The following is a 25,979-nucleotide window of genomic DNA, read 5'->3' on the forward strand; positions in this document are numbered from 1 at the left end:
TAACCATAAATTAACCTTGTATTCATATTCTGTATGCGAAATTACCCTTTCTTTAAACGGGATGGCTCTAATTTAGTTCTAAATAATGATAAAAAATATATTTTATGGTCTTTTTTTATTAATAAAGTGGCTGTTTTATATACATCATATATCCAAATTAAGTTGACGTATGAGTTAACTGTGGTAGTTTTTAAACTGAGTTGTAAATTTAATGTTATATTTAACCCTGGGCGGAGGAGCTATGAGCTCACAAATGACAATAAAAAATGCTTTTAAGCTAAGTGCGGTATCGCTTAGTTTTGTAGGCTTAAGTACGCATGCAGCAGTTGACTGTAGTGTATTAACACAATGGCAAACGGGTCAAACTCACAGCGGTGGCAGCCAAGTACACGCACAAGATAATGCGTATGAGGCAAAATGGTGGACACAGTCAAATCCAGTTGAAAATGCTGGTGACTGGCAAGATTGGAAACTTTTGGGTTTGTGTGACAGCGCTGTCACAGAAAATCAGGCGCCAAATATTACAGTATTAACCCCCGCAAACAATTCTCAATTTGCTGATAAAGACAGCGTTGTCATGACTGCGCAAGCAACCGATGACGATGGCTCTGTGACAAAAGTTGAGTTTTTTGTTGATGGTGCATTAATCGCAACTGATAGTAGCGCACCGTTTAGTACTAATTGGCCTGCAGTTGTCGGCACACATCAAGTGAGTGCTGTGGCAACCGATGACGATGGCGCGCAATCTACGCAAGTGATCAATACGATCAGTGTTACTGAGATCGTGGAGCCGGTTAATCAAGCACCGGTGGCAACAATTAGTTTCAGCAGTTTACCAACAGAATTAACGGTTGGCTCACAAGTGGTGTTTGCGCTTGCTGGTACTGACAGTGATGGTCAAGTAACGGCACTTAACTTTGCGGTTAATGGTGCTGATGTTCACCAAGCAAGTACGGCATCAAGCAGTTATGCTTGGCAAGCAACAGCGCTTGGTCAGGCAACCTTTACGTTAACGGTAACTGATAACGAAGGCGCAACAGCCCAAGTAACAAAGCTGCTTACTGTTGTTGAAGAAAATACCGGACCAGTGACTGGAACTGATTGTCATCCGCAGGGGTTATATCAAACACCAGGTGTAAATACGCCGTATTGTACTGTGTATGATGCAGATGGTCGTGAGATAATGGGTGTTGATCATCCGCGTCGTGTAATTGGTTACTTTACCAGTTGGCGCAATGGCGCAAATGGCCAACCGAGCTATTTAGTAAATGATATTCCATGGGATAAGATAACTCATATCAACTATGCGTTTGCCCATGTTGATGCCAATAATAAAGTATCGATTGGCGATCCAAATGCTGCAGGTAATCCAGCTACAAATATGGAATGGCCAGGAGTGGTAGGTGCCGAAATGGACCCAAGCTTCTCGTATAAAGGTCACTTTAATCTTTTAAACAAATTCAAAAAACAACACCCACACGTTAAAACATTAGTATCTGTAGGTGGTTGGGCTGAAACGGGTGGTTTCTTTGATGAAACGGGCCGCGTTGAAAGTGGTGGTTTTTATACCATGACGACCAATGCAGATGGTTCAGTTAATCAAGCGGGTATTGATGCCTTTGCAAAAAGCTCAGTCGAGTTCATTGAAAAATATGGTTTTGATGGTGTTGATATTGATTATGAATACCCATCATCAATGAAAGATTCAGGTCATCCTGATGATTTCCCAATTTCAAATGCACGTCGTGCAGGTTTAAATGCATCTTACCAAGTACTAATGAAAAAGCTGCGCGAAGAGCTAGACCGTGCTGGTGAAAAAGCGGGTAAACATTATTTACTAACAATTGCATCGCCTTCTTCAGGTTATTTACTACGTGGTATGGAAGCATTCCAAGCGGTTAAATACCTCGATTACGTTAACATCATGTCTTATGACCTTCACGGTGCATGGAACTCGCATGTTGGCCACAATGCGGCCTTGTTTGATACCGGTATTGATTCTGAACTAGCGCAATGGGGGGTTTACTCAACAGCTGAGTTTGAAGGGATTGGTTATTTAAATACTGATTGGGCGGTACGTTATTTTCGTGGTGCAGTATCGGCAGGACGTATCAATATTGGTATTCCTTACTACACCCGAGGTTTTAAAGATGTCAGCGGGGGTACTAATGGGCTGTGGGGGCAATCTGCACTACCTAATCAAGCTGATTGCGCAACAGGTACCGGCGTTGGTGAAAAGAACAAGTGTGGTAATGGCGCATTAGGCATTGATAATCTTTGGCATGATAAGAACGATGCAGGACAAGAAATGCCAGCAGGTTCTAACCCGTTGTGGCATGTTAAAAATCTTGAGAACGGCATTGTTGGTTCGTACTTAGGTGTGTATGGCTTAACACCAGAGACTGATGTTGATGATCAATTAACGGGTACTTATACACGTCACTATGACAGCGTTGCTGTTGCACCTTGGTTATGGAACTCAGAGAAAAAAGTATTCCTATCTATTGAAGATGAGCAGTCTATGGCAGCTAAAGTTGATTACGTAATTAACAATGGCCTTGGCGGTATCATGTTCTGGGAACTTGCTGGTGATTATGATTTTGACTCAGCAAAAGGTGAGTACTTCATGGGTTCTACCTTAACAACTTTGGCTTATGACAAGTTTAACCAAAGTGGTGTGGCGTACGACACTCATCCAGGTAATCCAAACTTTGTTGTACCAACTGAAGCGGTAGATGTAACGTTTGCAGCAAAAGACTTCCCAATTGGTGATGATAACTACCCAATTAGCCCAACATTTGCGTTCACTAATAACTCCAATATTGATCTAAGCGGTGCGAAAATTTCGTTTGATGTACCTGTATCAACATCGGCTATTTTTAAATCTAACTGGAACGCACAAGAAAAATTGGGCATGGCAGTTGAAGTAAATGGCTCAAATGCCGCAGGTAACAACATTGGTGGGTATGAAAATGAATTCCACCGTTTTTCAATCACTCTGAACAATGAATGGGGCGGTCAACCGAAAGACTTCAGTGGTGGCAAAACAGTCAATGCGCAAGTTATGTATTACATGCCAATTACCGGTCCTAGTAACTTTACTATAGAAAAAGATGGCAAAGTTTACGCGTTCAAATTTGAATACCCACAATTGCCTGATGGGACTACCGGTGGCGGCGACACCACGGATCCTGGTAATGGTGGTGGCGATACATCTGGTATGTGTGAAGGTGTGGCTGTGAGCTCAATCCCTGTATATCCAAACTTCCCTCAAAAAGACTGGGCAGGCAATCCAAGCCATGCCGCAGGCGGTGACTTAATGGTTCATAACAGTGCCGTTTATAAAGCGAAGTGGTGGACAAGTTCTGAACCAGGAGCAACAGCTGACTGGACTAAAAGTTGTAGTCTGTAAGTAAATAATAGGGGCAAGTTTGCTTGTCCCAAAATTTCAGCTTTTCAAGGACAAAACAATGAAAGCTATTAAATTTAAAACTTTATCACTCTCGGCAGTGGCAAGCAGCGTATTACTAACAATTATGCCAGCGCAAGTGAACGCCCATGGTTATATGGATAGTCCAAAAGCGCGGCAAGCTTTTTGCCAAGCCGATGGTGGGTATTGGTGGCCAGAAGATGGCACTAATATTCCAAACCTTGCTTGTCGCGCCGCATTTTTAGAGTCGGGTACAGTGCAATTTGTACAAGATATTGAGTTTTCTGTTAATACACCGGACTACTTAAATCAAGCCGCGGTAGAGGCTAAGGTACCAAATGGGTCGTTATGTGCCGGTGGTGACAACGCAAAGCGTGGTATGGATTTACCTTCGCCGCATTGGCAACGCAGTGATGTGGTACCTAATGCCAATGGTGAAATTCAAATTCGTTACTTAGCAGCAACGCCGCATAATCCCAGTTTTTGGCAGTTTTATTTAACTAAACCAAGCTTTAATGCAGCAACAGATGTATTGACGTGGGCTGACTTAGAGCTAGTTCAACAACATGAAAATATTGACGTTATCAAAGATACCGATGGAAAGCGTTATTACGAAATGAATGTTGCTATTCCACAAGGGCGCAGCGGCGATGCTATTTTATATAGCCGTTGGCAACGTATTGATGTGGTGGGGGAAGGTTTCTATAACTGTAGCGATATCAATATTGTGACAGACGCAGGGCCGACGGATCCGAGTGTTTGGTCAAGTGTTGGTTACTTTGTTCGTCAAGGACAAAGTGCCATTGCTGGTGACACTGTTTGGGCACGTTTATTTGATGAAAATGGCCAAGAGGTTATCAATCAGCAATTAAAAGTGACCGCTGCGAATCAAGCGAGTTGGCAGCAAGCACTGGCACAACAACTGAACTTAGATTATGCCCACTTAGTACAAGTTGGCGTGCAAAATCAAGCCGGTGACGTGGTTTATAACAGTACTGATGTACTGACTAATCAAGTGTATAGCAGTAATGAAAATTACACTTATAGCTTAAGCGTGCAAAGCGCTCCCACTAATACTGCGCCAATTGTACATACTTTGGATGATTTAGTTGTCGATGAAAACACCAGCACAGCTGTACACCTTCATGCTTTTGATGATGAACAAACGCAATTGAGCTACAGCTGGTCAGTGCCAGCACCACTGAGCTTTACCGGTGGTGACGCAAACGTGGTGATTAGTGCGCCAGAGGTATCAACAAGCACAGATTATACCGTGTCGGTTTCGGTTTCGGATGGTCAATTAAGTACTCAAACTAGCTTTAAAGTCACTGTAAATGACAGCGTTATCACTGATCCTGATGTTGCTGCTTGGAGCAGTAGTGCAGTTTATCAAGCCGGTGACAAAGCCAGTTTCCAAGGTGTTGTTTATACCGCGAAATGGTGGAACCAAGATCAGCAACCTGATAGCTCTAATGCATGGCAAAGCGATTCACAATCGGATATGAATAACGATTGGAATGCAAGTAAAGCCTATCAAAGTGGCGCTGAAGTAACGTATCAAGGACAGCGCTATAGCGCTAAGTGGTGGACTCAAGGTGATACACCTGGACAAGCCAATGTATGGACCAAACTTTAATAAGAAGCCTAAGTTTTGTAGTTCAAACTTATTAAATAATTAAATTAATAATGGATAAGAGAGAAATATGAATATTAAACAGTTAACAGCAGCCATTGGCGTTGCTCTATTTGCAAGTACAGCCTTTGCAGCACCGTCTACACCAAGTATTAATTGGGAACCGCAACAATATTCGTTTGTTGAAGTGAACTTAGAAGGTAACGGTTCTTATAAGCAACTTGTTACCCGTGTGGAGCAGGTGAGCATCAATATTCAATGGAGTGCATGGAGCGGTGACGGTGGTGACAGCTACAAAGTTTACTTTGATGATATGTTGGTAAATGAAGGCACACTTTCTGCAGGTTCTAAGAGCGGAACTATTTCTTTCCCTTATGACAAAGCTGGTCGCCATACATTGTATGTAGAACTATGCGAAGTCGGTACTACTTGCGCACGCAGTGCCGGTAAGCCAATCGTAATTGCAGATACCGACGGCGGGCACTTAGCGCCATTGCCGATGGATGTTGATCCTAATAATCGTGATATTGGTACCAAAGCAGGGTTAGTGACCGGTGCGTATTTTGTTGAGTGGGGTATTTACGGTCGTGATTATGATGTAACAAATATTCCAGCACAAAACTTAAGTCACATTTTATATGGCTTCATTCCAATTTGTGGTGAAAATGCATCACTAACTGGCAGTCCTAAACAAGCACTTGAAACAGCCTGTGCTGGCTCTGCTGATTATGAAGTGGTTATCCACGATCCATGGGCTGCTGTACAAAAAGCATTACCAGGTGTGGATGCAGCGGATCCAATCCGTGGTACGTATTCACAGTTAATGGCACTTAAGCAGCGTTACCCGGATCTTAAAATCTTACCATCAGTAGGTGGCTGGACGCTATCTGACCCATTTGGTGGTTTTACTAATAAAGCTAACCGCGACACATTTGTAGCATCAATGGAAGAGTTTTTAAGAACCTGGAAGTTTTACGATGGTGTTGATATTGACTGGGAATTTCCTGGTGGTGACGGCGCTAACCCAGATATTGGCGATCCGATAAATGATGGTCCTGCATATGTTGCGTTAATGCAAGAGCTGCGCGCTATGCTTGATAAGCTTGAAGCTGAAACAGGCCGTACTTATGAGCTTACGTCAGCAATTGGCGCTGGTTACGATAAAATTGAAGACGTTGACTACCAAGCCGCTAGCCAATACATGGATTATATCTTCGCTATGACTTATGACTTTTATGGGGCATGGAGTGGCGTAACTGGCCATCAAACTGCGCTTTATTGTGGTGAGCATATGAGCGTAGGGCAATGTAATGGTACGGGCGTAGATGAAAACGGTGAGCCACGTAAAGGCCCTGCTTATACAACAGATAACGCAGTACAGTTATTATTAGCACAAAATGTAAACTCGAAAAAAATTGTTGTTGGTACTGCTATGTATGGCCGTGGTTGGGAAGGTGTTTATCCAACAGGCACCACTATTGATGGTAACCCTATGACAGCAACAGGCTCCGGTCCATTAAAAGGCTCAACAGCACAAGGCGTGTGGGAAGATGGCGTTATTGATTATAAAGGCATCAAAACTCATATGATTGGTGCTGCAGGTACTGGTGTTAATGGCTTTGAAGTAGGCTACGATGACCAAGCGCAAGCGGCGTATGTGTGGAATCGCGCCACAGGTAAACTAATCACTTATGATAGCCGTGAGTCAGTGATAGCTAAAGGTGCTTATGTTAATCAATATAACTTAGGTGGGTTATTTGCATGGGAAATTGATGCAGATAATGGCGATATTCTCAATGCTATGCACGATGGCTTAGGCGGAGTTGTTACACCACCAAGTAATAAAAAACCAGTGTTATCAGTATCAAGCACTGTAACCGTGAACGCTGGCGAAAGTGTTTCTGTCAGTGCTTCAGCAACAGATGCCGATAATGATCCACTGACGTTTAGTTGGACTGCATCACCTGAGTTAACAGTATCTGGCAGTGCAACAAGCACATTGGCAATTACTGCACCTAACGTAACCCAAGACAGCCAGTTTACCGCAACCGTCAGTGTAACTGATGGCAAAGCAACGGTAAGCCAAAGTGTTTTGGTTAATGTCATCGCGCCAACAACTGGTGACAACACTGCACCGACAGTTGATGCGATTGCTGATATCACTATTGAAGAAGGCGCTTCTGCAGCAGTAACGGTTGTTGCCTCTGATGCGCAAAACGACGCACTTACTTATACATGGAATGTCCCTGCAGGTCTTACATTAGTGGGCAGTGGTGCCAGTGTTAATCTTACGGCGGGCGCAGTCGATGCTGATACTAATTTGACAGTATCTGTGGCAGTAAGTGACGGCCAAGTTGCTACCACTCAAAGCTTTACTGTAACGGTAACTAACACCGATACAACGCCTCCTACAGGTGATACGTGGGATGTGAGTAAGGTATATGTTGGCGGCGATACTGTTGTTTATAACGGCGTAACATACAAAGCTAAATGGTGGACTCAAGGTAATCGTCCTGACTTAGGTGGCGTTTGGGAAGCAATTACGCAACCAACAGATGATACAGGTGCTCTGATTTGGCAGTCATCAGCAACTTACAATAGCGGTGACCAAGTTTCTTATGGTGGTAACAAATACCAAGCGAAGTGGTGGACTCAAGGAAATGAGCCAGGCGTAGCAGGCGTATGGAAATTACTTTAATTAGCCTATTAATCAAGCCTACTTTTAGGTAATAAATTAAAGTGTAATTTACTCACATAAAGCAGCTTTCGGGCTGCTTTTTTTGTATTTCGAGTCAGATGCACCATACTGTACAAAGCGTCTATAATTTTACTAGGCTGTAGTTATTAAATACATTTACTTATTTTTGATATTGTTGAGTCCAATTAGTAGCGGCTGCGAAAAAACTCTGCAAGTAGGGGTGGTGTTACCTTGGCCACCGTTTGTCTTTGATGGTGAGCAGGCTCTTACAGGAATAGATGTAGAGATCAGCCGTTTGGTGTTAACGCATGCTGGATTCTGTAGTCAGTTTGTGTCTTTACCGTCATCAAAGCGCGGTTTGGTCGAGCTTGAAAAAGGCCGCGTGGATCTATTAACTGCTGCGAGTTTCAATCAACAACGTGCCCAATATAGTCACTTTTCAACCCCATATAGACGTGAGAAAATGCGGCTGTTCTGGTATGAAGATGCTAAGTACCTAACACACGATTTAGCCAGCCTGTTGGCGCAACAAAAAACCATAGCCGTAAATAATGGTGGTTATTATGGTAAAGAATTTGAGCAGCTAAGCAAAGTCACAAACAATAAAGATTTACTTGTACGAGTACCTTTGCTCAAGCACCGGCTATATATGTTAAAAGCTAAACGCGTCGATTTTATGATCGATGATGAAATATCTGGGTTATACCTCATAAGCCAAGAAAAAATCCCCGGTATTACACTGCATCCTTATGTTATTCATGATAATCCAATCCATTTTATGCTCAGTAAAAAAACGGTCACGATGGACAATGTGCGCTCAATTAATGCAGCGATCATTGATATGCAATCGAATATCAAGCAAATAATTGCCAGCTATACCTATTAATTAACTGGCTATAATTGATACCACTAAAGCTGCGCACGTTTTACTGTGTCTGAAGGGTTTTCACCAAATAGTTGTTTATAGTCTTTAGCAAACTGGCCCGGATGCCAAAAGCCCCAATTGGCGGCAATCATTGAAATGTGTTTATTTTGTTGCGGATCACTGAGTTCACGGCGTATTTGGTTAAGCCGGGTCATGCGTAAAAAACGCAGCGGATTGATGCCTAAAATACTTTCAAAGCTGTATTGTAAAGTCCGTCGACAAACGTAGGTAAACTCACATAATTGGGTGATAGTCACTATGTTGTCTGGGTGATCGTGAATAAATTCTTTCGCTTTATCAACAACGTTTTTACGGTGTTTATAACTTGGGGTTACTTTTTGCTGGGGGAGTTGTGATTGCAGTAAGTGCAGCACTAAATTTAATAAAATATCGTGTTGTAAAGCCGCACTTGCTCCACCGCCATTAGCATAAATGATTTGTTCAATGCATTCACGAGCACGTTGCAGTGTTTGTGGTGATGTTGTAATACGCGGTGACCCATGTTCACAAATGCCCTGAAGCGACAACCCTTGTCGCTGAGCAATTTGATGAAGCGTATCTTGATTGATCACCATGCCATAAATATTAAATTGCTCAGGGGTGATCAGCTCAAAGTTGCAATCACTTGGGCGGCACATTAATTGATTATCAGCGATGGTGAGACCATTAATTTTACTGTTTTGTGCGTTTACCGGAATGCCAAGCCATAACGCATTTGGCCATACTTTACACTGTTGTCGTAATGCGCACTGGGTATACTCTTTAAACACTTGCAAACCATCATAAGCCACTTCATCAATACAGCCATAAAAGCGGCCATCACTGACTTGATCATATTTTTGTTGCCAGTTTGTTAGGTTTCCCGCCTGCTGGTCCACATCGGTTGTAGCTAAAGTGCACTTACTTGGTGCATTTGTCGGTAAATTATGTTGCATAGTTGCGTATTACACCTCAGGCTAATTATTACAAGTAAACAGTAGTTTTCCGATTTTTAATTTTAACTATATGATTTTTATTGTTTAAGTAACATTTGCCAAAACTTGATAGTTGCTTGGTACGCTATAAGCTACCTTAAAAGAATCGTTGTACTGTTTATTGCTTTATTTATTGTTTTTTATTGTAGTAAAAGCAATAGCTGTGCCTATCCTTTTTAACACACATTTTGTCAGCAAGGTAAGTTTATGAGTAAATCGTATCGATACACGTTAGGAAGTAAAACCTACCAGTTTAACAATCTCGCACAGTTAATGGCTAAAGCGACCCCGCAGCGCTCTGGTGATAGCTTGGCAGGTGTTATTGCCAGTTCTGCCGAAGAGCGAGCCGTGGCACAAATGACGCTGGCAGAAGTCCCTTTAAAAACATTCTTGAACGATGCCTTGATCCCTTATGAAGACGATGAAATTACTCGGCTAATAATAGATGAACATGACACTAACGCATTTGCAGCAATCGCACATTTAACGGTAGGTGATTTTCGTAATTGGCTGCTGAGTGATCACGCAACAAGCCATGTTTTAGCGACAATCAGAGCGGGTATTACCCCCGAAATGGCTGCTGCTGTTAGTAAAATAATGCGTAATCAAGATCTGATCTTAGTTGCCAAAAAGTGCCATGTTACGACTGCATTTAGAAATACCATTGGCTTACCTGGCCACTTATCAACACGCTTACAGCCTAATCATCCAACAGATAATGTAAATGGCATTGCCGCGAGTATTTTAGATGGGCTGCTGTATGGCAGTGGCGATGCCGTAATTGGTATTAACCCCGCCACTGATAATGTTGCACAAGCGATTAAATTAATGCGGTTAATGGATGATGTGATTGAAAAATACCAGATCCCGACTCAAAGCTGTGTTCTCACGCATGTAACTAACACCATTGAATGTATTGAGGCCGGTGCGCCGGTTGACTTAGTGTTTCAGTCTATAGGGGGGACTGAGGCGACTAACTCAAGTTTTGGTTTTAATTTAAATACACTTGCTGAGGCGCAAGATGCAGCACAAAGTTTAAAACGCGGAACAGTAGGCAATAATGTGATGTATTTTGAAACGGGGCAGGGCAGCTCGCTATCAGCAAATGCCCACCATGGGCTTGATCAACAAACGTGTGAAACCCGTGCTTATGCCGTAGCGCGAAAATTCAAACCGTTACTGGTCAATACCGTAGTGGGTTTTATTGGCCCGGAATATCTATTTGATGGCAAAGAAATTACTCGAGCAGGGCTTGAAGACCATTTTTGTGCCAAATTACTGGGTGTGCCTATGGGCTGTGATGTGTGCTACACCAACCATGCTGAGGCAGATCAAAATGATATGGACAACTTACTGACCTTACTCGGTGTAGCGGGGTGTTCGTTTGTAATGGGGATCCCCGGATCTGACGATATTATGCTTAACTATCAAACCACCTCATTTCATGATGCTCTGTATGCAAGGCGGGTATTAGGTTTGCGTCCAGCACCTGAATTCGAACTTTGGCTGGCAAAAATGAACATTATGACAGATACCCAGCAGCATATTTTGTCTGACACGTTACCGTCACAATTTGCGCGTTCTTTGAAAGCTTTAGGTGGTGGACAGCCATGAAAAACTCATCTCCCAAAACGGCACAGCAAATACAGCAACAACATCAAGATAATGGCAAAGTGGTGCATAACCCATGGCGGCAACTACGCAGCTTTACCGATGCACGCATTGGTTTAGGGCGCGCTGGGATCAGTCTTCCGACGGCTGAAATGTTGGCGTTTCAACTCTCCCATGCGCAAGCACGAGATGCGGTTAATTTTCCATTGGATTTAGCTGCGTTAAGTGAACAGCTAGAGGATTTTTGCGCATCACCACTGCATTTACATAGTCAAGCCGTGGATCGCAATCATTATTTACAACGCCCTGATTTAGGTCGAAAACTAGATCAAGCATCGCGCGATCAGCTAAGCAACTATATGAGGAAAGCGGCTATAGCCACTGAGTTACACCATGATATCGCAATCGTTATTGTTGATGGTTTATCGTCTTTAGCAGTACAAAAAAATGCCCATCCTTTTCTTGTTCAGTTACTGACGATACTGCGTGAACAACCAGAGCCATGGCGTTTGGCACCGATCAGCTTAGTTGAGCAAGGTAGAGTGGCGATAGGCGACGACATAGGTGAGCTCCTTAATGCCAAGGTGGTGCTGGTATTAATTGGTGAACGGCCAGGGCTAAGTTCTCCAGATAGTTTAGGGCTGTATTTAACTTGGCAGCCAAAAACAGGGCTGAATGATGCTTGTCGTAATTGTATCTCTAATATTCGTCCTGCTGGGCTGTCATATCAGGATGCAGCACAACGAACTTTATATCTTTTACAAGAAGCGAAACGTTTAAACCTGTCAGGGGTGGGGTTAAAAGATCGCAGTCAAGACGATGTGATAGAGCATCAAACGCAAACAACAAACTTTTTACTATCAGAATAATCAACAACGAAAACATAATGTAATTACAACAATAAATAGCAGGAGAAGATAATGTCAGATAATAAAGAGTACCTTGCAAAAAGACAGTTAAAACGAGGCTCCGCGGGATGGATTTTATTGGCGGGATTAGGAGTGTCGTATGTTATTTCTGGGGATTTTGCGGGTTGGAACTTTGGTATTGCAGAAGCTGGTTGGGGCGGCTTTACTGTCGCCACAGTATTAATGGCGGTGATGTATTTAACTTTGGTTTTGTCATTAGCAGAAATGTCGGCGGCCATTCCGGCATCGGGTGGTGGCTATAGTTTTGCGCGTCAGGCAATGGGCCCTGCTGGTGGTTATTTGACCGGCTTGGCCGTGTTAATCGAGTATGCATTAGCACCCGCTGCGATTGTTATTTTTATTGGCTCGGCGGTCGAAGCGCTACTGGGTTTTAATGGTCCTTGGGTGTATGCGCTGTTCTATATTGTGTTTATCAGTATTCATTTAGCGGGAGTGGGTGAAGCATTAAAAGTGATGATGGTGATAAGTGGCTTAGCGGTTTTTGCCATTATAGCCACTGCGATCGCATTATTTACACATTTTGATGTGTCGCGATTGTTTGATATTGCCATCACCGATGCTGCTGGAGCCTCCGAGTTTTTGCCCTTTGGTTGGTATGGCGTGTGGGCTGCATTGCCGTTTGCAATGTGGTTATTTTTAGCCGTTGAAGGCGTACCATTAGCGGCAGAAGAAGCCAAAGATCCAGCTAAAGACGTGCCAAAAGGAATTATAGGTGCAATGTTGTTTTTATTGTTTACTGCTTTGTTAGTCGTAGTATTGATCCCTGGTGCCGGTGGTGCCAGCGCAATGGGGTCTAGTGCCGTGCCGTTAGTTGATGCGCTAAACGTAACAGGGAATGCAAGCTTAGCAACACTCGTTAATATATTAGGTTTAGCGGGTTTAGTGGCGTCGTTTTTCTCGATTATCTATGGGTATAGTCGGTTAGTGTTTGCGCTCTCTAGAGCGGGCTACTTTCCAAAAAGTTTGTCGGTTACAACTTCACGAAAAGTGCCGGCACGTGCCTTAATTGTGCCGGGTATTTTTGGTTTCTTAGCATCATTAAGTGGTGAAGGTGATTTAATGCTGGCGATGGCCGTGGTAGGCGCTACGGTTTCGTATGCATTGATGGCATTGAGCCATATTTTACTGCGTATTAAACAGCCTGAACTCGCACGACCTTATAAAACGCCAGGTGGCATGATAACCTCAGCAATTGCGCTGGTCTTATCTTTGGTGGCTTTAACTGGGGTATACGCGTTTGATCCTCGTGCATTCTTGTTTACTGTGGTGCTATTTGTGATCGGAGCGATTTATTACTTTGCATACAGTAGTAAGCACTTAGTCGCACACAGTGCCGATGAAGAGTTTGCTATGTTGGCTGAAGCTGAAGCCGCTTTAGGTGCAAAATAGTGATAGTTTAATGTTACCAATAGGCCGTTAGCACGGCCTATTAATAATGCAATTAACCAAGGCGGGTCACGTTTATTTTTATACGCCCAGCATTAGCGCCATAAAAACGCACCAAATCATTTGCAAAAGGCGTAAATTCTCCTGAGTGAGTCATTTTAAATTCACCCCCATCGGCAATCTCAAAAGCATCATTATCGCTATGGGCAATAGCACCAATTAAGGCAAACCAGTTTGCATGTGGTAAACGACGAAAGGGTTCGAGCAATGCCATGGGGATCTCTTTTACACCCAACTGTAGGTTATCTCGGTGCCAACCTTGTGGCCCACATTTTACGCCATCGTCATACCAAAGTTGTTCTGGGTAAGGGCTAAAGCGATAAGTAGCTCCTTGTTCAAGCATTAGTCCTGTTGCATTGTATTGCTCTGCGGCATAAACCAACACATCTTGGCTTTGGCCAATTTGTAACACTGACATGTTTTGATTTTTTAAAGCTATATGGGCAGACAAACCGTTAAAACTAAGCGTAGTTTGATCTGCATACAGCAGTTGATAACTAAGGTTTTTTAAAGACTCGGGACGATAACTGGTTAATTGATTGATACGTGTAGCAACACTGTGGTGGATAATGGGTAACAGCTTACTTTGTTCGTCATCAACCAGCACGGTACATTCACGATCAATCAGTTTAAATAAAGGATTAAACCAAAAATAATTCTGTTGATGGCTTAACGCGAGAGGATCTGGGGTGATGGTCATATCATCTTGGGCGATAAAACTGTTTTGATCCGCAGGAAATAACGATGAATACTCGATTGCTTGACTAGTTAAAAAGGATAAAGCCACAGGCAGTTCAAGTAACCACTCCATTGCAAAGCGTAAGCAAATATCCGCCAGCCCATCTCGATAATAGCCACCACCGATATCGGAATGTGCGCCTGCAAACCATATTTCATGTACATTGTTTTGATGATTTATAAGGGTAGGCTCAAAAGCTCGACGCTTTTCATCCAGTGCCACACAATGCAGAGCCTGATTTATGTTGGTCGCTAAAGTATGGTTTTCAAAAATAACATGCTCAGCGCCTCGGGTGGCCTTGGTGACTTTGGATAAACCAATGGATGCCACAGTATCAAATACGCATAAATAAACGTTATTATCTATGAGCGGCTCTAAGCACTTTGCAAAACGTCGTGCTAACGCAGCGCCGCGACTAAAGCCAGTGAGTAACAATGTATCGCCAGTTTTGTAGTAGCGCTTAAAATCATTTATAGCATGATTTAAAATACTGGCAACATCGTCATCGCGTGGTGCGAAAGATTGATTGAGGAATCGCTTTAAACGACTTCCTTGAGTTCCAATACCTTGGTAATAGAAGCTAAGTTGATTAGTAAAAGGAGTAACGGGCTCGTTATTTAATTGGCCACCCATTAATAAATGAAGTTTGAGAATATTCGAAATGCTTGCATCTTCCTTAAAATGCGCAGAGCTGAACTGCTCAGCATCACGTGGCTCACTACCTGTGCCATCAAAGTTGAAAATCAGCGTTTTCGCGGTCATAGCATCATTCCTTTATGTGGTTTTTTATAACTTACAGGTAAATTATTTAAATTTGAAGACAATCCACTCAAATATGCTATAAGGATTTTTTGTTATTAATTTTAGGCAATACTTTTTTATAGATTGAAAATAATATAGTCAAATGTAGTCTAAGCTTAAACAGTTGAAGCTCTGGTTTAGTAACAAAGTTCAAGTTGCCATTAAGCCTTAGGTTAAATAGTTAAGTTACGCAGATTTGCCTAGAGCAAATGTATTATTGTGTATCTTTAGATAGGCATGATAAAAGGTATCGTGTTGCTATGACTAAATTTTTTATTATTTTGCTGTTATGCATACAAAGTACTGCTGCGCTTTCTAATTCAATAACACAGCCTTTAGTAGGATCTCATAATGAATGGCCTCCCTACATATTTGCTGATGGAACGGGTATGACTACTGAGCTTGTACGTGCTGCATTTTTTAGCCAGAATATTGCATTCGATATTAAAATAGCGCCATTTAGTCGTGCAATGCGAATGTTAGAAAATAATGAAATAGATTTGATCCCTGCATTATGGTGGACAGAAAATCGTGCTAAAACAATTTTGTTCAGCCAGCCCTACTTTACTAATGAACTTAGCATAATTAGTAATACTAAGTCGCAGCTTGATTATCAAGGCCCTCACAGCCTAGAAAGCTTAACAATCAGTACAATCAGAGGTTATGGATATCATGAGTATTTATAGTCTATTGATAGGCTTACAATCGTTCCTTTGCTTAATGTCCATAGTTGTCTTGAGCATGTAAAAAAGCATCGCGCTGATATTGCTCTGGTTGATAAATATGCAGCATGGTTCGAAATGAAAAATAATGGTTACTCAACAGAGCTAACAATTTGGCAACCAGCTTTAATTAAGCACCCTCTTCATATAGGGATCAGTAAAGAGCATCCCGATGCTGAATATATAATAACCTCCTTCAACAAAGGGCTAGAGCAAATAAAGCGCTCAGGTGAATATGATGAAATATTAGCCCGTTACGAACATCTAGCCTCAGCACAGCCAGAGTAACTAATAAAAAAATAAAGACACCCACCTAATAAATGGCGATTGTAGTAATTCAAACTTAAATGACACCCATAATAATGACTATATTTGCAGTTTTACCATGAGGAACTAGTATTTTATAAGGAACGTGATATCTGAGATATTTATGGCTACTGCAAGAAATCGACAAATCAGTTTAACGGACACTCGTTACTATCATTGTATATCACGATGTGTAAGACGTGCCTATTTGTGTGGTGTGGATGAATATACGGGTCAATGTTATGAACACCGCAGAAAATGGGTTGAAGATAAGCTAATGAGTTTGGCATCTCTCTTTTTTATAGATGTGTGCGCTTATGCAGTAATGAGTAATCATACTCATATTGTAGTGTACGTAGATAGTAAAAAGGCGGAAAGAGTAAATGATAGAGCAGTTGCAATTCGCTGGCATAAAGCCTTTAAAGGTTCTGAATTAACACGACGTTTTGCTAAAGGTGAAAAGCTAGCATCTTTTGAGATGAAAATAGTTACAGATAGTATTGCGCAATATCGTTCAAGGTTAATGGATATTAGCTGGTTCATGCGCTCTTTAAATGAATATATAGCGCGAAAAGCAAATAAAGAAGATGACTGTAAGGGGCGATTTTGGGAGGGACGGTTCAAATCCCAAGCGTTACTTGATGAAGCCGCATTATTAGCATGTATGGCGTATGTTGATTTAAACCCAGTTCGTGCAGGTATTGCTGACAAACCAGAAAATTCAGATTTCACGAGTGTCAAAAAGCGTATTATTTCGGTCGCAGCAGGGAAACAGCCCAAATCATTACAACGTTTTTCAGGGATGGCAACACAGCATATGGTGAAAGGTTTACCTTTTGAGCTAACTTCCTACCTTTCTCTTGTTGATGCGACAGGGCGCTGTATTCGTCCTGATAAAATAGGTTATATAGCCGCCGATCTAACCCCTTTGCTTGAAAGGTTGCAAATAACCCCCGAAAACTGGTTGAAAGTTACCAGCAAATTTACCACCGTTTTTCACGGTGCTGTTGGAAGACCTGAGTCGTTAAATATGTTTTGTGAACATCAACACTTTAAGCGACGAACGAATCTAACGAATTGCGAAAAATTACTAGCGTGATAACGTAGCCAACCAATAATACATAACTTATTAATTCAGATTTTTTTGACGCCTAAAAATGCAAACGCCTGATATTTATCTGCCATTTGTATAAAAGTCCTTTTTGAAAATAACTACGGTTTTTAATTGTTTCGTTTATTGCCCTAACCTGGATGTTTGCAATTTCATTCTTATTTTGAATGGGTGTCATTGCAATTTTTAGATGGGTGTCTTTTTTATTTACCTTCAATCCATTGCTTTAAAATGTAAGTTTGCATTTTTTTAGATATATATGGATGGGTGTATGGATGGGTGTCAATTTTAATTTTAATGGGTATCATTATAATTTCTAGATGGGTGTCATTTTTTATTTTATTTCTAGGTGTGTAAGTGAAGCGGCGGCTCCACTTACTCTTGTTAGTTGCTTAATGTAATTTCATCTTTGGCCTAACGACCCGGAGCACTTTTTCGCTGATCCATAATGCAAAGGTTTTGGCGCTGCCGTGGATAGCGCGTTGATGCATGCGATAGAGCGAAATATACATAAAGCGGGCTATCTTGCCTTCAATAAAAAAGCTATTACTAGTGAGGTTGCCCATTAAGCTCCCCACGGTACTGTAGCGTGACAAATTGACGAGCGAACCATGATCGCTGTATTCAAAGCCAGTTAACGGCTGTTGGCGCAGTGTCGCAATTAGGTTTTTTTCAACACATTGTGCCATTTGATGGGCTGATTGCGCACGGGGCGGTACTAATTTGCCATCTTTTTGTGTAAACGCGCAACAGTCACCTAATACAAAAATGGTGTCATCGCTATTACTTTGCAAATAGTCGTTCACCATGATTTGGTTATTACGAGTTAGTTCAAAAATCCCGAGATCTTTTATAAAATCGGGGGCTTTTACACCCGCTGCCCATACCATAATGTCGGCATCGATCTGTTCATCATCTTTAGTGATGAATCCTTGATTTGTTGCCTGCTTTACTTGGGTGTTTTCTCGAACGTTAACACCAAGCTTTAGTAGCTCTCTTTTCGCTGAGTTTGCTATACGCTCTGGTAGGGCGGGTAAAATACGCGGGCCTGCTTCGATTAAGTGAATGTGTAAGCGCTTTGCCGACATATTTGTCAAACCATAAAGTTTTAATAAGTCAGAAACATGATACAGCTCAGCTGAGAGTTCAACGCCTGTTGCGCCACCGCCAACAATGGCAATATTTAATGCATGCTGTGGGTCGTCGTCTTGATGTAGCCGAGTAAAGTTATCGAGTAGCGCGTGCTGAAAGCGTTCCGCTTGTTGGTTTGAATCAAGATAAAAACAATGTTCTTTAATACCGGGTGTATTGAAGTCGTTACTGACGCTGCCGATGGCAATCACCAAGTAGTCATAATGAACGGTGCGTTGTGGTAAAATTTGATGGCCAAGTTCGTCATTAAAGGCACTGAGTGTGATGGTTTTATTAGCGTTATCAAGGTTGCAAAAAGTGCCAAGTTGAAAGTTATAATGATGTTTTGCTGCGTGTGCTGAGTAAACTACCCCATCTAAATCGGCATCTATAGAACCCGTTGCCACTTCGTGCAGCAAAGGTTTCCAAATATGGGTGCGATTTTTATCAATTAATAGAATGTCGGCGTGTTTTTTCTTCCCTAGTTTATGCCCTAATTGCGTTGCGAGCTCAAGGCCGCCGGCACCGCCACCGATGATCACGATTTTAGGATGTGTGGTTATCATTTCATTGCCCTCAAAAGAATTATACCTAAATGCTCTTATGATGATGAAACGTATAGAACACTTAGGTATTGAGCTGAACAAAAATGTTCAAAATACCTTTTCAAGCAACGCATTTATAATGCGCCTTTTCTCACGATTTGTCAGTAAAATTTAATAGGAACAAATAGATAAGCCAAGAAAATAAAGCAAAAAAAAGTTATCATGGCAAACATTGCATTTTCAAACTATGATTTCCTTTATTAGGGAATATGAATAAAGGGAAATATTATGAGCGGATCGATACTTTCTTCACTTGAGCAACACTTTGGGTTTAGTCAATTTCGCCAAGGTCAGCAGCAAACCATAGAGCAACTGCTAAATAACCAATCATCATTGGCAATTTTCCCCACTGGATCTGGTAAGTCATTGTGTTATCAGTTAACTGCATTGCATTTACCTAATCTAACGCTGGTTGTTTCGCCATTACTTGCGCTGATGAAAGACCAAATTGGTTTTTTAAATAACAAGGGAATTTATGCCGCAAGCCTTGATTCAAGCCAAACTACAGAGCAAAGCCACACTGTAATGAGCGATGTGCGTGCCGGTAAAGTGAAAATCTTAATGGTGTCGGTAGAACGTTTTAAAAACGAGCGATTTCGTGAATTTATTAATCAAGTGGCTATTTCAATGCTGGTGGTTGACGAAGCTCACTGTATTTCCGAATGGGGCCATAATTTTAGGCCTGATTATTTAAAACTGCCGCGCTATCGTGATGAGCTCAATATTCCCTTGGTATTATTATTAACGGCCACCGCCACTAAAAAAGTAAAGCGTGATATGAGTGAACGTTTTGCAATTACCCCAGAATACATTGTACAAACTGGGTTTTATCGGGCTAATTTAGACTTATCGATACTCAGCGTGAAAAGCGCTGATAAAGCAAGTACATTGGCTAATATTGTGCGCGAGCAAACGGGCCCAGGGATTGTTTATGTGACCTTACAACATAGTGCAGAGCAAGTCGCTGAAGCGCTTAGCCGCCAGGGCTTACACGCTGTGGCTTATCATGCTGGGCTTGAAGATACCCTGCGTTATGGTATCCAAGATGATTTTATGGCGGGTAAAATTAATGTCGTAGTGGCCACGATTGCGTTTGGTATGGGGGTTGATAAATCAGATATCCGTTTTGTTATTCATTATGATTTACCAAAGTCGATTGAAAACTACAGCCAAGAAATTGGTCGTGCAGGGAGAGACGGACAACTATCGCAGTGTTTTACATTGGCTAATTTAGATGGCTTAAACACGGTTGAAAACTTTGTTTATGGCGATACCCCAGAGCTTAGCGGTATTGAGCATGTGATCAACGATATTCGCCAACACCAAAGCGATCACTCAAAAGAAAGTCAACAGTGGGAAATGCAAGAATACAGCCTTTCAAGTGATAGTAATATTCGCCAATTAGCGCTTAAAACCTTGTTAGTACAATTGGAAATGCAAGGTGCAATAACACCACTTTATGCTTATTACGCCGACTTTAAATATAAGTTTTTGGTTGATAAAGCCGCTTTACTTGGTCACTTTGATGCTGATAGACAAGCATTTTTACAGTTAATATTTAACCATACCCAGTTTAAAAAAATCTGGGGCACACTAAATTTTGACACGCTTACCCAAGCCGCTCAGGTGGATCGCAAACGCGTTGTTGCAGCGCTTGATTATTTAGCAGAGAAGAATTTAATAGCACTTGAAACAAAGCGAATCACCCAAGTCTATCAAGTACATAATGAGGTAATTAATAACCCTGAGCTGGCTAAGCAATTACACAGCTATTTTGTTGATAAAGAGCAAGCTGAAATTAAGCGTATTGCGGCACTTATTCGCTTTTTCGAGCTTAAAACATGTTTGAGCTATAACCTTGCTCGTTATTTTGACGACCATCAAGCGCCACAGCAATGCGGCCATTGCTCAGTATGTAGAGGCCAAGCTGTAACACTTGAATATTCACTCGCTCATAGCTTTGCTAACGATGCTGTAATTTATCAAAAGGTTGATGAGTTACTTAGTCACCTCGCCAGTAAAGGTATACATAATATAGGTATTGAAACCCAATGCCGCTTTTTAGCGGGAATGAGCGTACCGTTATTTGCGCGTAACAAAGTGCGTCAACTCAGTGGTTTTGGTTTGTGTGAGCAGCAGCGTTACAGCGAAATAAAAGCGAAACTACTGGCGCGTTAGTTTTGCTCGTGTATGCTAAGCGGCTAACATTATTTTAGTAAGCCGCTATGCCTCAAACCGTTATCCCCATCGACAATATAATTCCTATTGAAACAGTTACTAACGCCCCTGAGCCGGTTACCTGTGCTAACTGCCAAGCATGTTGTTGTCAGTTAGAAGTGCGTATTGTGACCGACACTGGCGTGCCGTTTCATTATATTGAATATGATAAATGGGGCAGCGAAGTGATGAAACGCGCCGATGATGGTTGGTGCCAAGCACTCGACCGCAATACCTTATTGTGTTCAATCTACGAAAACCGCCCGTTAGTATGCCGCGAATTTGAAATGGCATCGAACGAGTGCATCACCGAGCGTGACCTTGCAGGGATCTGATGGTTGCTTTAGCAGTAGATTACTAAGTGATTGAATCATAATCGCTATTCGGCTATGGTTGGTAACTCAACAATAGCATTAAACAATCATGCATAAATTAATCACTATTGTGTCAGTTACTTTTCTTAGCTTTATTATATGGGTCATATACCAAGCTAATACGGGGCAACATAGTATTTTCTTTGAGCTTGTTAGAAGTATCCCTTATGGCGATAAAGTAGGGCACTTTTGTTTATTTGGTTTGCTTACTCTAGGTGCTAATTTTGCGTTTAAGCTAAAATCATATTCAGTATTGTCATGCAATTTGTATATTGGTTCGAGCGTCGTGTTTCTATTCGTTTTATTGGAAGAGCTAAGCCAATACTTCATACCTAGTAGAACCTTAGACATCGCTGATCTACTTGCTGATGCTTTAGGTATCCTCACTTTTAGTTTGATAACCAAGCTGATAAATAAAGGTTCGCGATGACGAGTTTTGTTAGCTTACATTAGTTGATTACTGCAAATGAACAGCTTTTTCTCCTGCATAGCAAGCGCTGGTTTGAAGGTTTTTTTGTCGTTAGTTTATTAATGTATCGATAGTTAAATTTTATTCAATTCAATTCAGAACCATTAACCAACCTCATATTCGTTATGCAAGCTCTTAAATCATCATGGTTAATTTTTGGCTGTATTCCATAAATTAACAATGGGTGTCTTTGTTATTTTCCAATCAATTTTTAGTTTACACATTACGAAATTAAGATGGGTGTCTGTGTTATTATCTTTATGCAAGCTCTTAAACCATCATGGTTAATTTTTGGCTGTATTCCATAAATTAACAGTGGATGTCTTTGTTATTTTCCAATCAATTTTTAGTCTACATATTACGAAATTAAGATGGGTGTCTGCGTTATTATCTGTGTTTTTAACCTATGAAAATCGTCTGTTAGTATGTGGCGAATTTTAAATGGCATCAGGTGAGTAAACCACTGAGCGAGCATTAGCTGGGATTTAGTTTGAGATTCTCCCAGCTCTGCTATTTAGCCAATCGATAATTGTGCGCTTGGATACCTTAGTTTCCTACTGCGAGGACTCGCTAAAAAGTAGGCAATGGTTAAGGGACCAATCCTTCCCATAAACATTAAAAACATAATGATAAATTCGCCCAGCGGAGAAAGAGAAGCAGTTAAACCCCGCGACAATCCTACAGTGCCAAGTGCAGACACAGCCTCAAAGGCGACATCTAAAAAAGGCGCATCTTCAACAATCAGTAAAGTAAAAATAGCCAGCCATGTTATACCCGCTGAAACAAGGGTTAAAGCCAGTGCTTTATATACAGATTCTTTGTCGATTTCTCGGCGTAACACAGTAACGCCTTTATCGCGGCGTAAGTAGCTGTAAGTTGCTAAAATCAACACCACAAAAGTCACTACTTTTATACCACTTGCGGTACTGAGTGAGCCTCCACCAATAAACATTAACATCATTGTTAATGCGGTACTGGCATTTCTCAGCTCTTCTATAGCAATGGTATTAAATCCAGCCGTACGCGGTGTTACGGCTTGAAACCAAGCAGCTAGCCATTTACCGACTTCTGACAAGGGTTGCAGTGTTTTTGGATTGTCATATTCAATAACGTAAATCAGTACCAGCGCTACAATATTGATGATAACCGTGCTGATCAGCATTAACTTACTATAGGTGCTAAGGGCTGCCCAACGTTTTGATTTATACACATCCATGAGTACGGTAAAACCTAGGCCACCGATAATAAACAAACCAGTAACGGTAAGATTGATCACAGGATCGTCAACATACTGCATTAGGCTGTTGGGGCTAAGCGCAAATCCCGCATTATTAAATGCACTAATGGTATAAAACAACGCATGGAAAAAGCTGGTTTGTAAGCCCAGCTCAGGGAGCCAGTACAGCGTTAAAATAACAACACCGAGTGACTCAACAATGATGGCAAAAAGCAACACTGATTTTGCCGTACTCAAAAGTGTTGATGTATCTGTTTGATTAAAAGCTGCTTTAGTTACTGTTTTTTGAATAAAGCCAACTTTGTTACCCAATGCCAGCAAGGTTACCACTGCAAATGTCATCAAACCCAAGCCACCAAGTTGAATTAATAGCGCGATCACCCCTTGGCCAAAAGGGGTAAATGCGGAGCCTGTGTCTACCACAACTAATCCGGTGACGGTTACCGCCGATGTTGCAGTAAAGGCACTTTGTATCCACGAAATAGGTTCATTGGTGGCAAAAGGCAGCTTTAATGCTAAAGCCCCTAGTGCGATTAATATCAAAAAGCTGCAGCATAAAATAAGCGGCGGTGCAGCATTGATTTTTTTATGCCCACTGACTTTGCGCTCAATAGGCGTTTTGAGAGGGTGCCATAAAACCATGGTTATAACAGCCTTGGAGCTAGATAGTTTAATTCGACTCGGCTACCTGATAGCAGTAAGGTGTCGTGGGTATGTAACTCAAAGTCGTCATCAAGCTTGACAAACGTTTGCTTGGCGCGCTTTACCAATAGAGGGTCTACAGTGCCTTTTATTTCTCTGAGTAGATGCCCTAGTTTTGTTTTATGTAGGTGAGCTTTTATACTTACTTCAACAACGTATAAGCCATTGCCTAATGAAATATAGTCGTTCACTATCGGGTAATTAAGCGCTTGTGCAACGCGCACACCCATTTCTTCTTCTGGGTGAATAATACGCGAGACACCCAACTTTGATATAATCGTATGATGCGCTTTGGTGCTGGCTTTAACCCATATTTGTTTAACCGCTAAATTTTTTAGTGCTAAGGTACACAATATGCTGGACTGCATATCTTCACCGATCGCGACTAAGACCGCTTCACTATTTGCTAAATCGAGCTCCTTTAACGCCGCTTCATCTGTTGAATCGCATACCACTGTCTCTGATAAGTGCTCAACATACTTTTCGGCGAGTTTTGGGTTGCTATCAACGCCAGTCACTGTGTGTCCTAAATGGATCAACTCCAAGCTTGCTGCAATGCCAAAGCGGCCTAAACCGATAACTGTAAAATGTGCCATAGTATTCCTTCGTTATTTTTTCCAAAAGCTATGAGTAAAAAGTGCAAAAACAGTAAAATATTCTAACCGACCCACGATCATAGCGACCGAGAGTATCCAAATACCGGTGTCTGAAACGGGTTGAAAGTTAGCGCCAACTTCACCAAATCCAGGGCCAAGTACATTGACGCATGCAGCTACTGCAGTAAATGCGCTCCAAAAATCCAGACCCGTTGCCATAAGCAACATTGTAAACAGTAAGCTTGAACCAACAGCAAAGGTCATAAATGCCATAATTGCATGGCGTACATCTTCTTTAACGGGCGATCCTTGATACTTCAGTGTAAATATCGCTCTTGGGTGAAGCAGCTGTTTAATATTGTTATTAATCATTTTGCCAACAATAATGTTACGAATTATTTTATTTCCGCCAGCCGTTGAACCTGCACAACCACCAAGATAGCCGGCAATAACCAGTAAAAACCCAGCCTCAGCTGGCCAGTCAGTAAAGCTTGCTGCGCCATAACCGGTGCTGGTAATAAAAGAAATAATATGAAATGTAGAGAAACTAAATGCTTCAAGTACATTTGAGTAGCTGTCTTTAAGCAGTAGCATGGTGGTTAAAAGAACCGATAAAAGCACCACTATATAAATAAAATAACGCGTCTCTTCATCATGATAATAACTAGTAATGGCTCTTTTGTGCGCTACTTTGAAGTGCAAGGCAAAGTTAATCGCTCCTGCAAGCATAAATACATTAGCTATCCACAGCAGTAAGTGGCTGTGGTAATACCACATACTGGCATCATGGGTTGAAAAGCCCCCAGTTGAAACCGTGGTAAAGGCATGTGCAATCGCATCGTAAAAACTCATTCCGCCAGCATAATAGGCTAAAGTACAAAGTACGGTGATTGCTAAATAAACGCCCCATAAATAATGAGCGGTACTGGCAACGCGCGGAGTTAATTTTTCGTCTTTAATGGGGCCTGGTGTTTCTGCTTTTAATAATTTCATGCCACCAATATTCAACATAGGTAAAATAGCCACTACAAAAATTACAATGCCTAAACCGCCCATCCATTGTAAGAATTGTCGATACAATAAAAAGCTAGCAGGCATGTTATCGAGCCCTGATAACACCGTTGCGCCAGTGGTGGTTAAGGCGCTGATTGACTCAAATACCGCGTCGCTAAAGTTAACGCCAGTGACGACTAGAATAGGAATGGCGCCTAACACACCGGCTATAATCCACGTTACTGTGGCGTAAATAAGTGCATCTCTGAATGTTGCGGCGGTTAGATCAGTTTTACGTAAATTGATAAGTAGCACTAAAGCGACAGAGAT

Annotated in this window: 19 protein-coding genes; 13 read left to right on the forward strand and 6 right to left on the reverse strand. The window is 41.7% G+C overall.

The features are described from left to right. Positions 1-241: 241 nt before the first annotated feature. The 4 genes from H5200_RS14785 to H5200_RS14800 all read left to right on the forward strand — a co-directional run bounded on the left by H5200_RS14785 (position 242) and on the right by H5200_RS14800 (position 8,647). The gene (locus tag H5200_RS14785; RefSeq protein ID WP_182761734.1) at positions 242-3,412 is read left to right on the forward strand and encodes a glycosyl hydrolase family 18 protein; all 3,171 of its coding nucleotides are present in this window, start codon (positions 242-244) and stop codon (positions 3,410-3,412) included. Positions 3,413-3,470: 58 nt separating this feature from the next. Then, a complete protein-coding gene (locus tag H5200_RS14790; RefSeq protein ID WP_182761735.1) occupies positions 3,471-5,066 on the forward strand; it encodes a lytic polysaccharide monooxygenase in 1,596 nt (531 codons plus the stop codon). 67 nt (positions 5,067-5,133) lie between these two features. Beyond that, on the forward strand, positions 5,134-7,761 hold the full coding sequence (locus H5200_RS14795; RefSeq protein WP_182761736.1) for a glycosyl hydrolase family 18 protein: 2,628 nt from the start codon (positions 5,134-5,136) through the stop codon (positions 7,759-7,761). 175 nt (positions 7,762-7,936) lie between these two features. Continuing rightward, a complete protein-coding gene (locus H5200_RS14800; protein ID WP_182761737.1) occupies positions 7,937-8,647 on the forward strand; it encodes an ABC transporter substrate-binding protein in 711 nt (236 codons plus the stop codon). Positions 8,648-8,670: 23 nt separating this feature from the next. Here the strand turns inward: H5200_RS14800 and H5200_RS14805 are convergent, their stop codons facing one another. Then, positions 8,671-9,621, reverse strand: coding sequence for a helix-turn-helix domain-containing protein (locus tag H5200_RS14805; protein ID WP_182761738.1), 951 nt, complete (start codon positions 9,619-9,621; stop codon positions 8,671-8,673). 246 nt (positions 9,622-9,867) lie between these two features. Here H5200_RS14805 and H5200_RS14810 point away from each other — a divergent pair, with 246 nt between their 5' ends. Genes H5200_RS14810 through eat form a run of 3 tightly spaced genes read left to right on the forward strand, consistent with a single transcriptional unit; the run spans position 9,868 to position 13,589 of the window. Beyond that, positions 9,868-11,274 (forward strand): ethanolamine ammonia-lyase subunit EutB, encoded by a 1,407-nt coding sequence (locus tag H5200_RS14810; protein ID WP_182718243.1) that lies wholly within the window; start codon positions 9,868-9,870, stop codon positions 11,272-11,274. Beyond that, on the forward strand, positions 11,271-12,140 hold the full coding sequence (gene eutC, locus H5200_RS14815; RefSeq protein ID WP_182718244.1) for an ethanolamine ammonia-lyase subunit EutC: 870 nt from the start codon (positions 11,271-11,273) through the stop codon (positions 12,138-12,140). Before H5200_RS14810 ends, eutC begins: the two co-directional genes overlap by 4 nt. A 51-nt stretch (positions 12,141-12,191) precedes the next feature. Continuing rightward, the gene (gene eat / locus H5200_RS14820; protein WP_220497029.1) at positions 12,192-13,589 is read left to right on the forward strand and encodes an ethanolamine permease; all 1,398 of its coding nucleotides are present in this window, start codon (positions 12,192-12,194) and stop codon (positions 13,587-13,589) included. A 52-nt stretch (positions 13,590-13,641) separates the two neighbouring features. Here eat and H5200_RS14825 read toward each other — a convergent pair whose 3' ends face one another. Beyond that, entirely contained in the window at positions 13,642-15,147 is a 1,506-nt protein-coding gene (locus tag H5200_RS14825) for a DUF2235 domain-containing protein (RefSeq protein WP_149981949.1), read from the reverse strand. A gap of 299 nt (positions 15,148-15,446) precedes the next feature. On the opposite strand from H5200_RS14825, the gene H5200_RS24460 reads away from it, so the two are divergent. From H5200_RS24460 to H5200_RS14840, 3 genes are all read left to right on the forward strand, one after another. Continuing rightward, entirely contained in the window at positions 15,447-15,872 is a 426-nt protein-coding gene (locus H5200_RS24460) for a transporter substrate-binding domain-containing protein (RefSeq protein ID WP_182718246.1), read from the forward strand. Between the two features lie 27 nt (positions 15,873-15,899). After that, positions 15,900-16,196: a transporter substrate-binding domain-containing protein gene (locus H5200_RS24465; protein ID WP_182761739.1), complete on the forward strand. Its 297-nt coding sequence runs from the start codon at positions 15,900-15,902 to the stop codon at positions 16,194-16,196. A 142-nt stretch (positions 16,197-16,338) separates the two neighbouring features. Beyond that, entirely contained in the window at positions 16,339-17,313 is a 975-nt protein-coding gene (locus H5200_RS14840; protein ID WP_182761740.1) for a transposase, read from the forward strand. A 404-nt stretch (positions 17,314-17,717) separates the two neighbouring features. Here the strand turns inward: H5200_RS14840 and H5200_RS14845 are convergent, their stop codons facing one another. Beyond that, entirely contained in the window at positions 17,718-19,022 is a 1,305-nt protein-coding gene (locus H5200_RS14845) for an NAD(P)/FAD-dependent oxidoreductase (RefSeq protein WP_182718249.1), read from the reverse strand. Between the two features lie 267 nt (positions 19,023-19,289). Between H5200_RS14845 and H5200_RS14850 the strand changes: the two genes are divergently transcribed. From H5200_RS14850 to H5200_RS14860, 3 genes are all read left to right on the forward strand, one after another. Further along, positions 19,290-21,239: an ATP-dependent DNA helicase RecQ gene (locus tag H5200_RS14850; protein ID WP_182761741.1), complete on the forward strand. Its 1,950-nt coding sequence runs from the start codon at positions 19,290-19,292 to the stop codon at positions 21,237-21,239. A 47-nt stretch (positions 21,240-21,286) separates the two neighbouring features. Beyond that, complete coding sequence (locus H5200_RS14855) at positions 21,287-21,613, forward strand: YkgJ family cysteine cluster protein (RefSeq protein WP_182761742.1); 327 nt, start codon at positions 21,287-21,289, stop codon at positions 21,611-21,613. Between the two features lie 88 nt (positions 21,614-21,701). Further along, positions 21,702-22,082 (forward strand): VanZ family protein, encoded by a 381-nt coding sequence (locus H5200_RS14860; RefSeq protein WP_182732393.1) that lies wholly within the window; start codon positions 21,702-21,704, stop codon positions 22,080-22,082. Between the two features lie 553 nt (positions 22,083-22,635). Here the strand turns inward: H5200_RS14860 and H5200_RS14865 are convergent. From H5200_RS14865 to H5200_RS14875, 3 genes are all read right to left on the reverse strand, one after another. Beyond that, positions 22,636-24,000 (reverse strand): TrkH family potassium uptake protein, encoded by a 1,365-nt coding sequence (locus tag H5200_RS14865; RefSeq protein ID WP_182739983.1) that lies wholly within the window; start codon positions 23,998-24,000, stop codon positions 22,636-22,638. Positions 24,001-24,002: 2 nt separating this feature from the next. Beyond that, positions 24,003-24,656, reverse strand: coding sequence for a TrkA family potassium uptake protein (locus tag H5200_RS14870; RefSeq protein WP_182718253.1), 654 nt, complete (start codon positions 24,654-24,656; stop codon positions 24,003-24,005). 12 nt (positions 24,657-24,668) lie between these two features. Beyond that, on the reverse strand, positions 24,669-25,979 hold a 1,311-nt coding region (locus tag H5200_RS14875; protein WP_182761743.1), incomplete at its 5' end, for a TrkH family potassium uptake protein.

Origin of the sequence: Pseudoalteromonas sp. SG43-7, from assembly GCF_014164295.1 — a bacterium.
Taxonomy (GTDB): domain Bacteria; phylum Pseudomonadota; class Gammaproteobacteria; order Enterobacterales; family Alteromonadaceae; genus Pseudoalteromonas; species Pseudoalteromonas rhizosphaerae.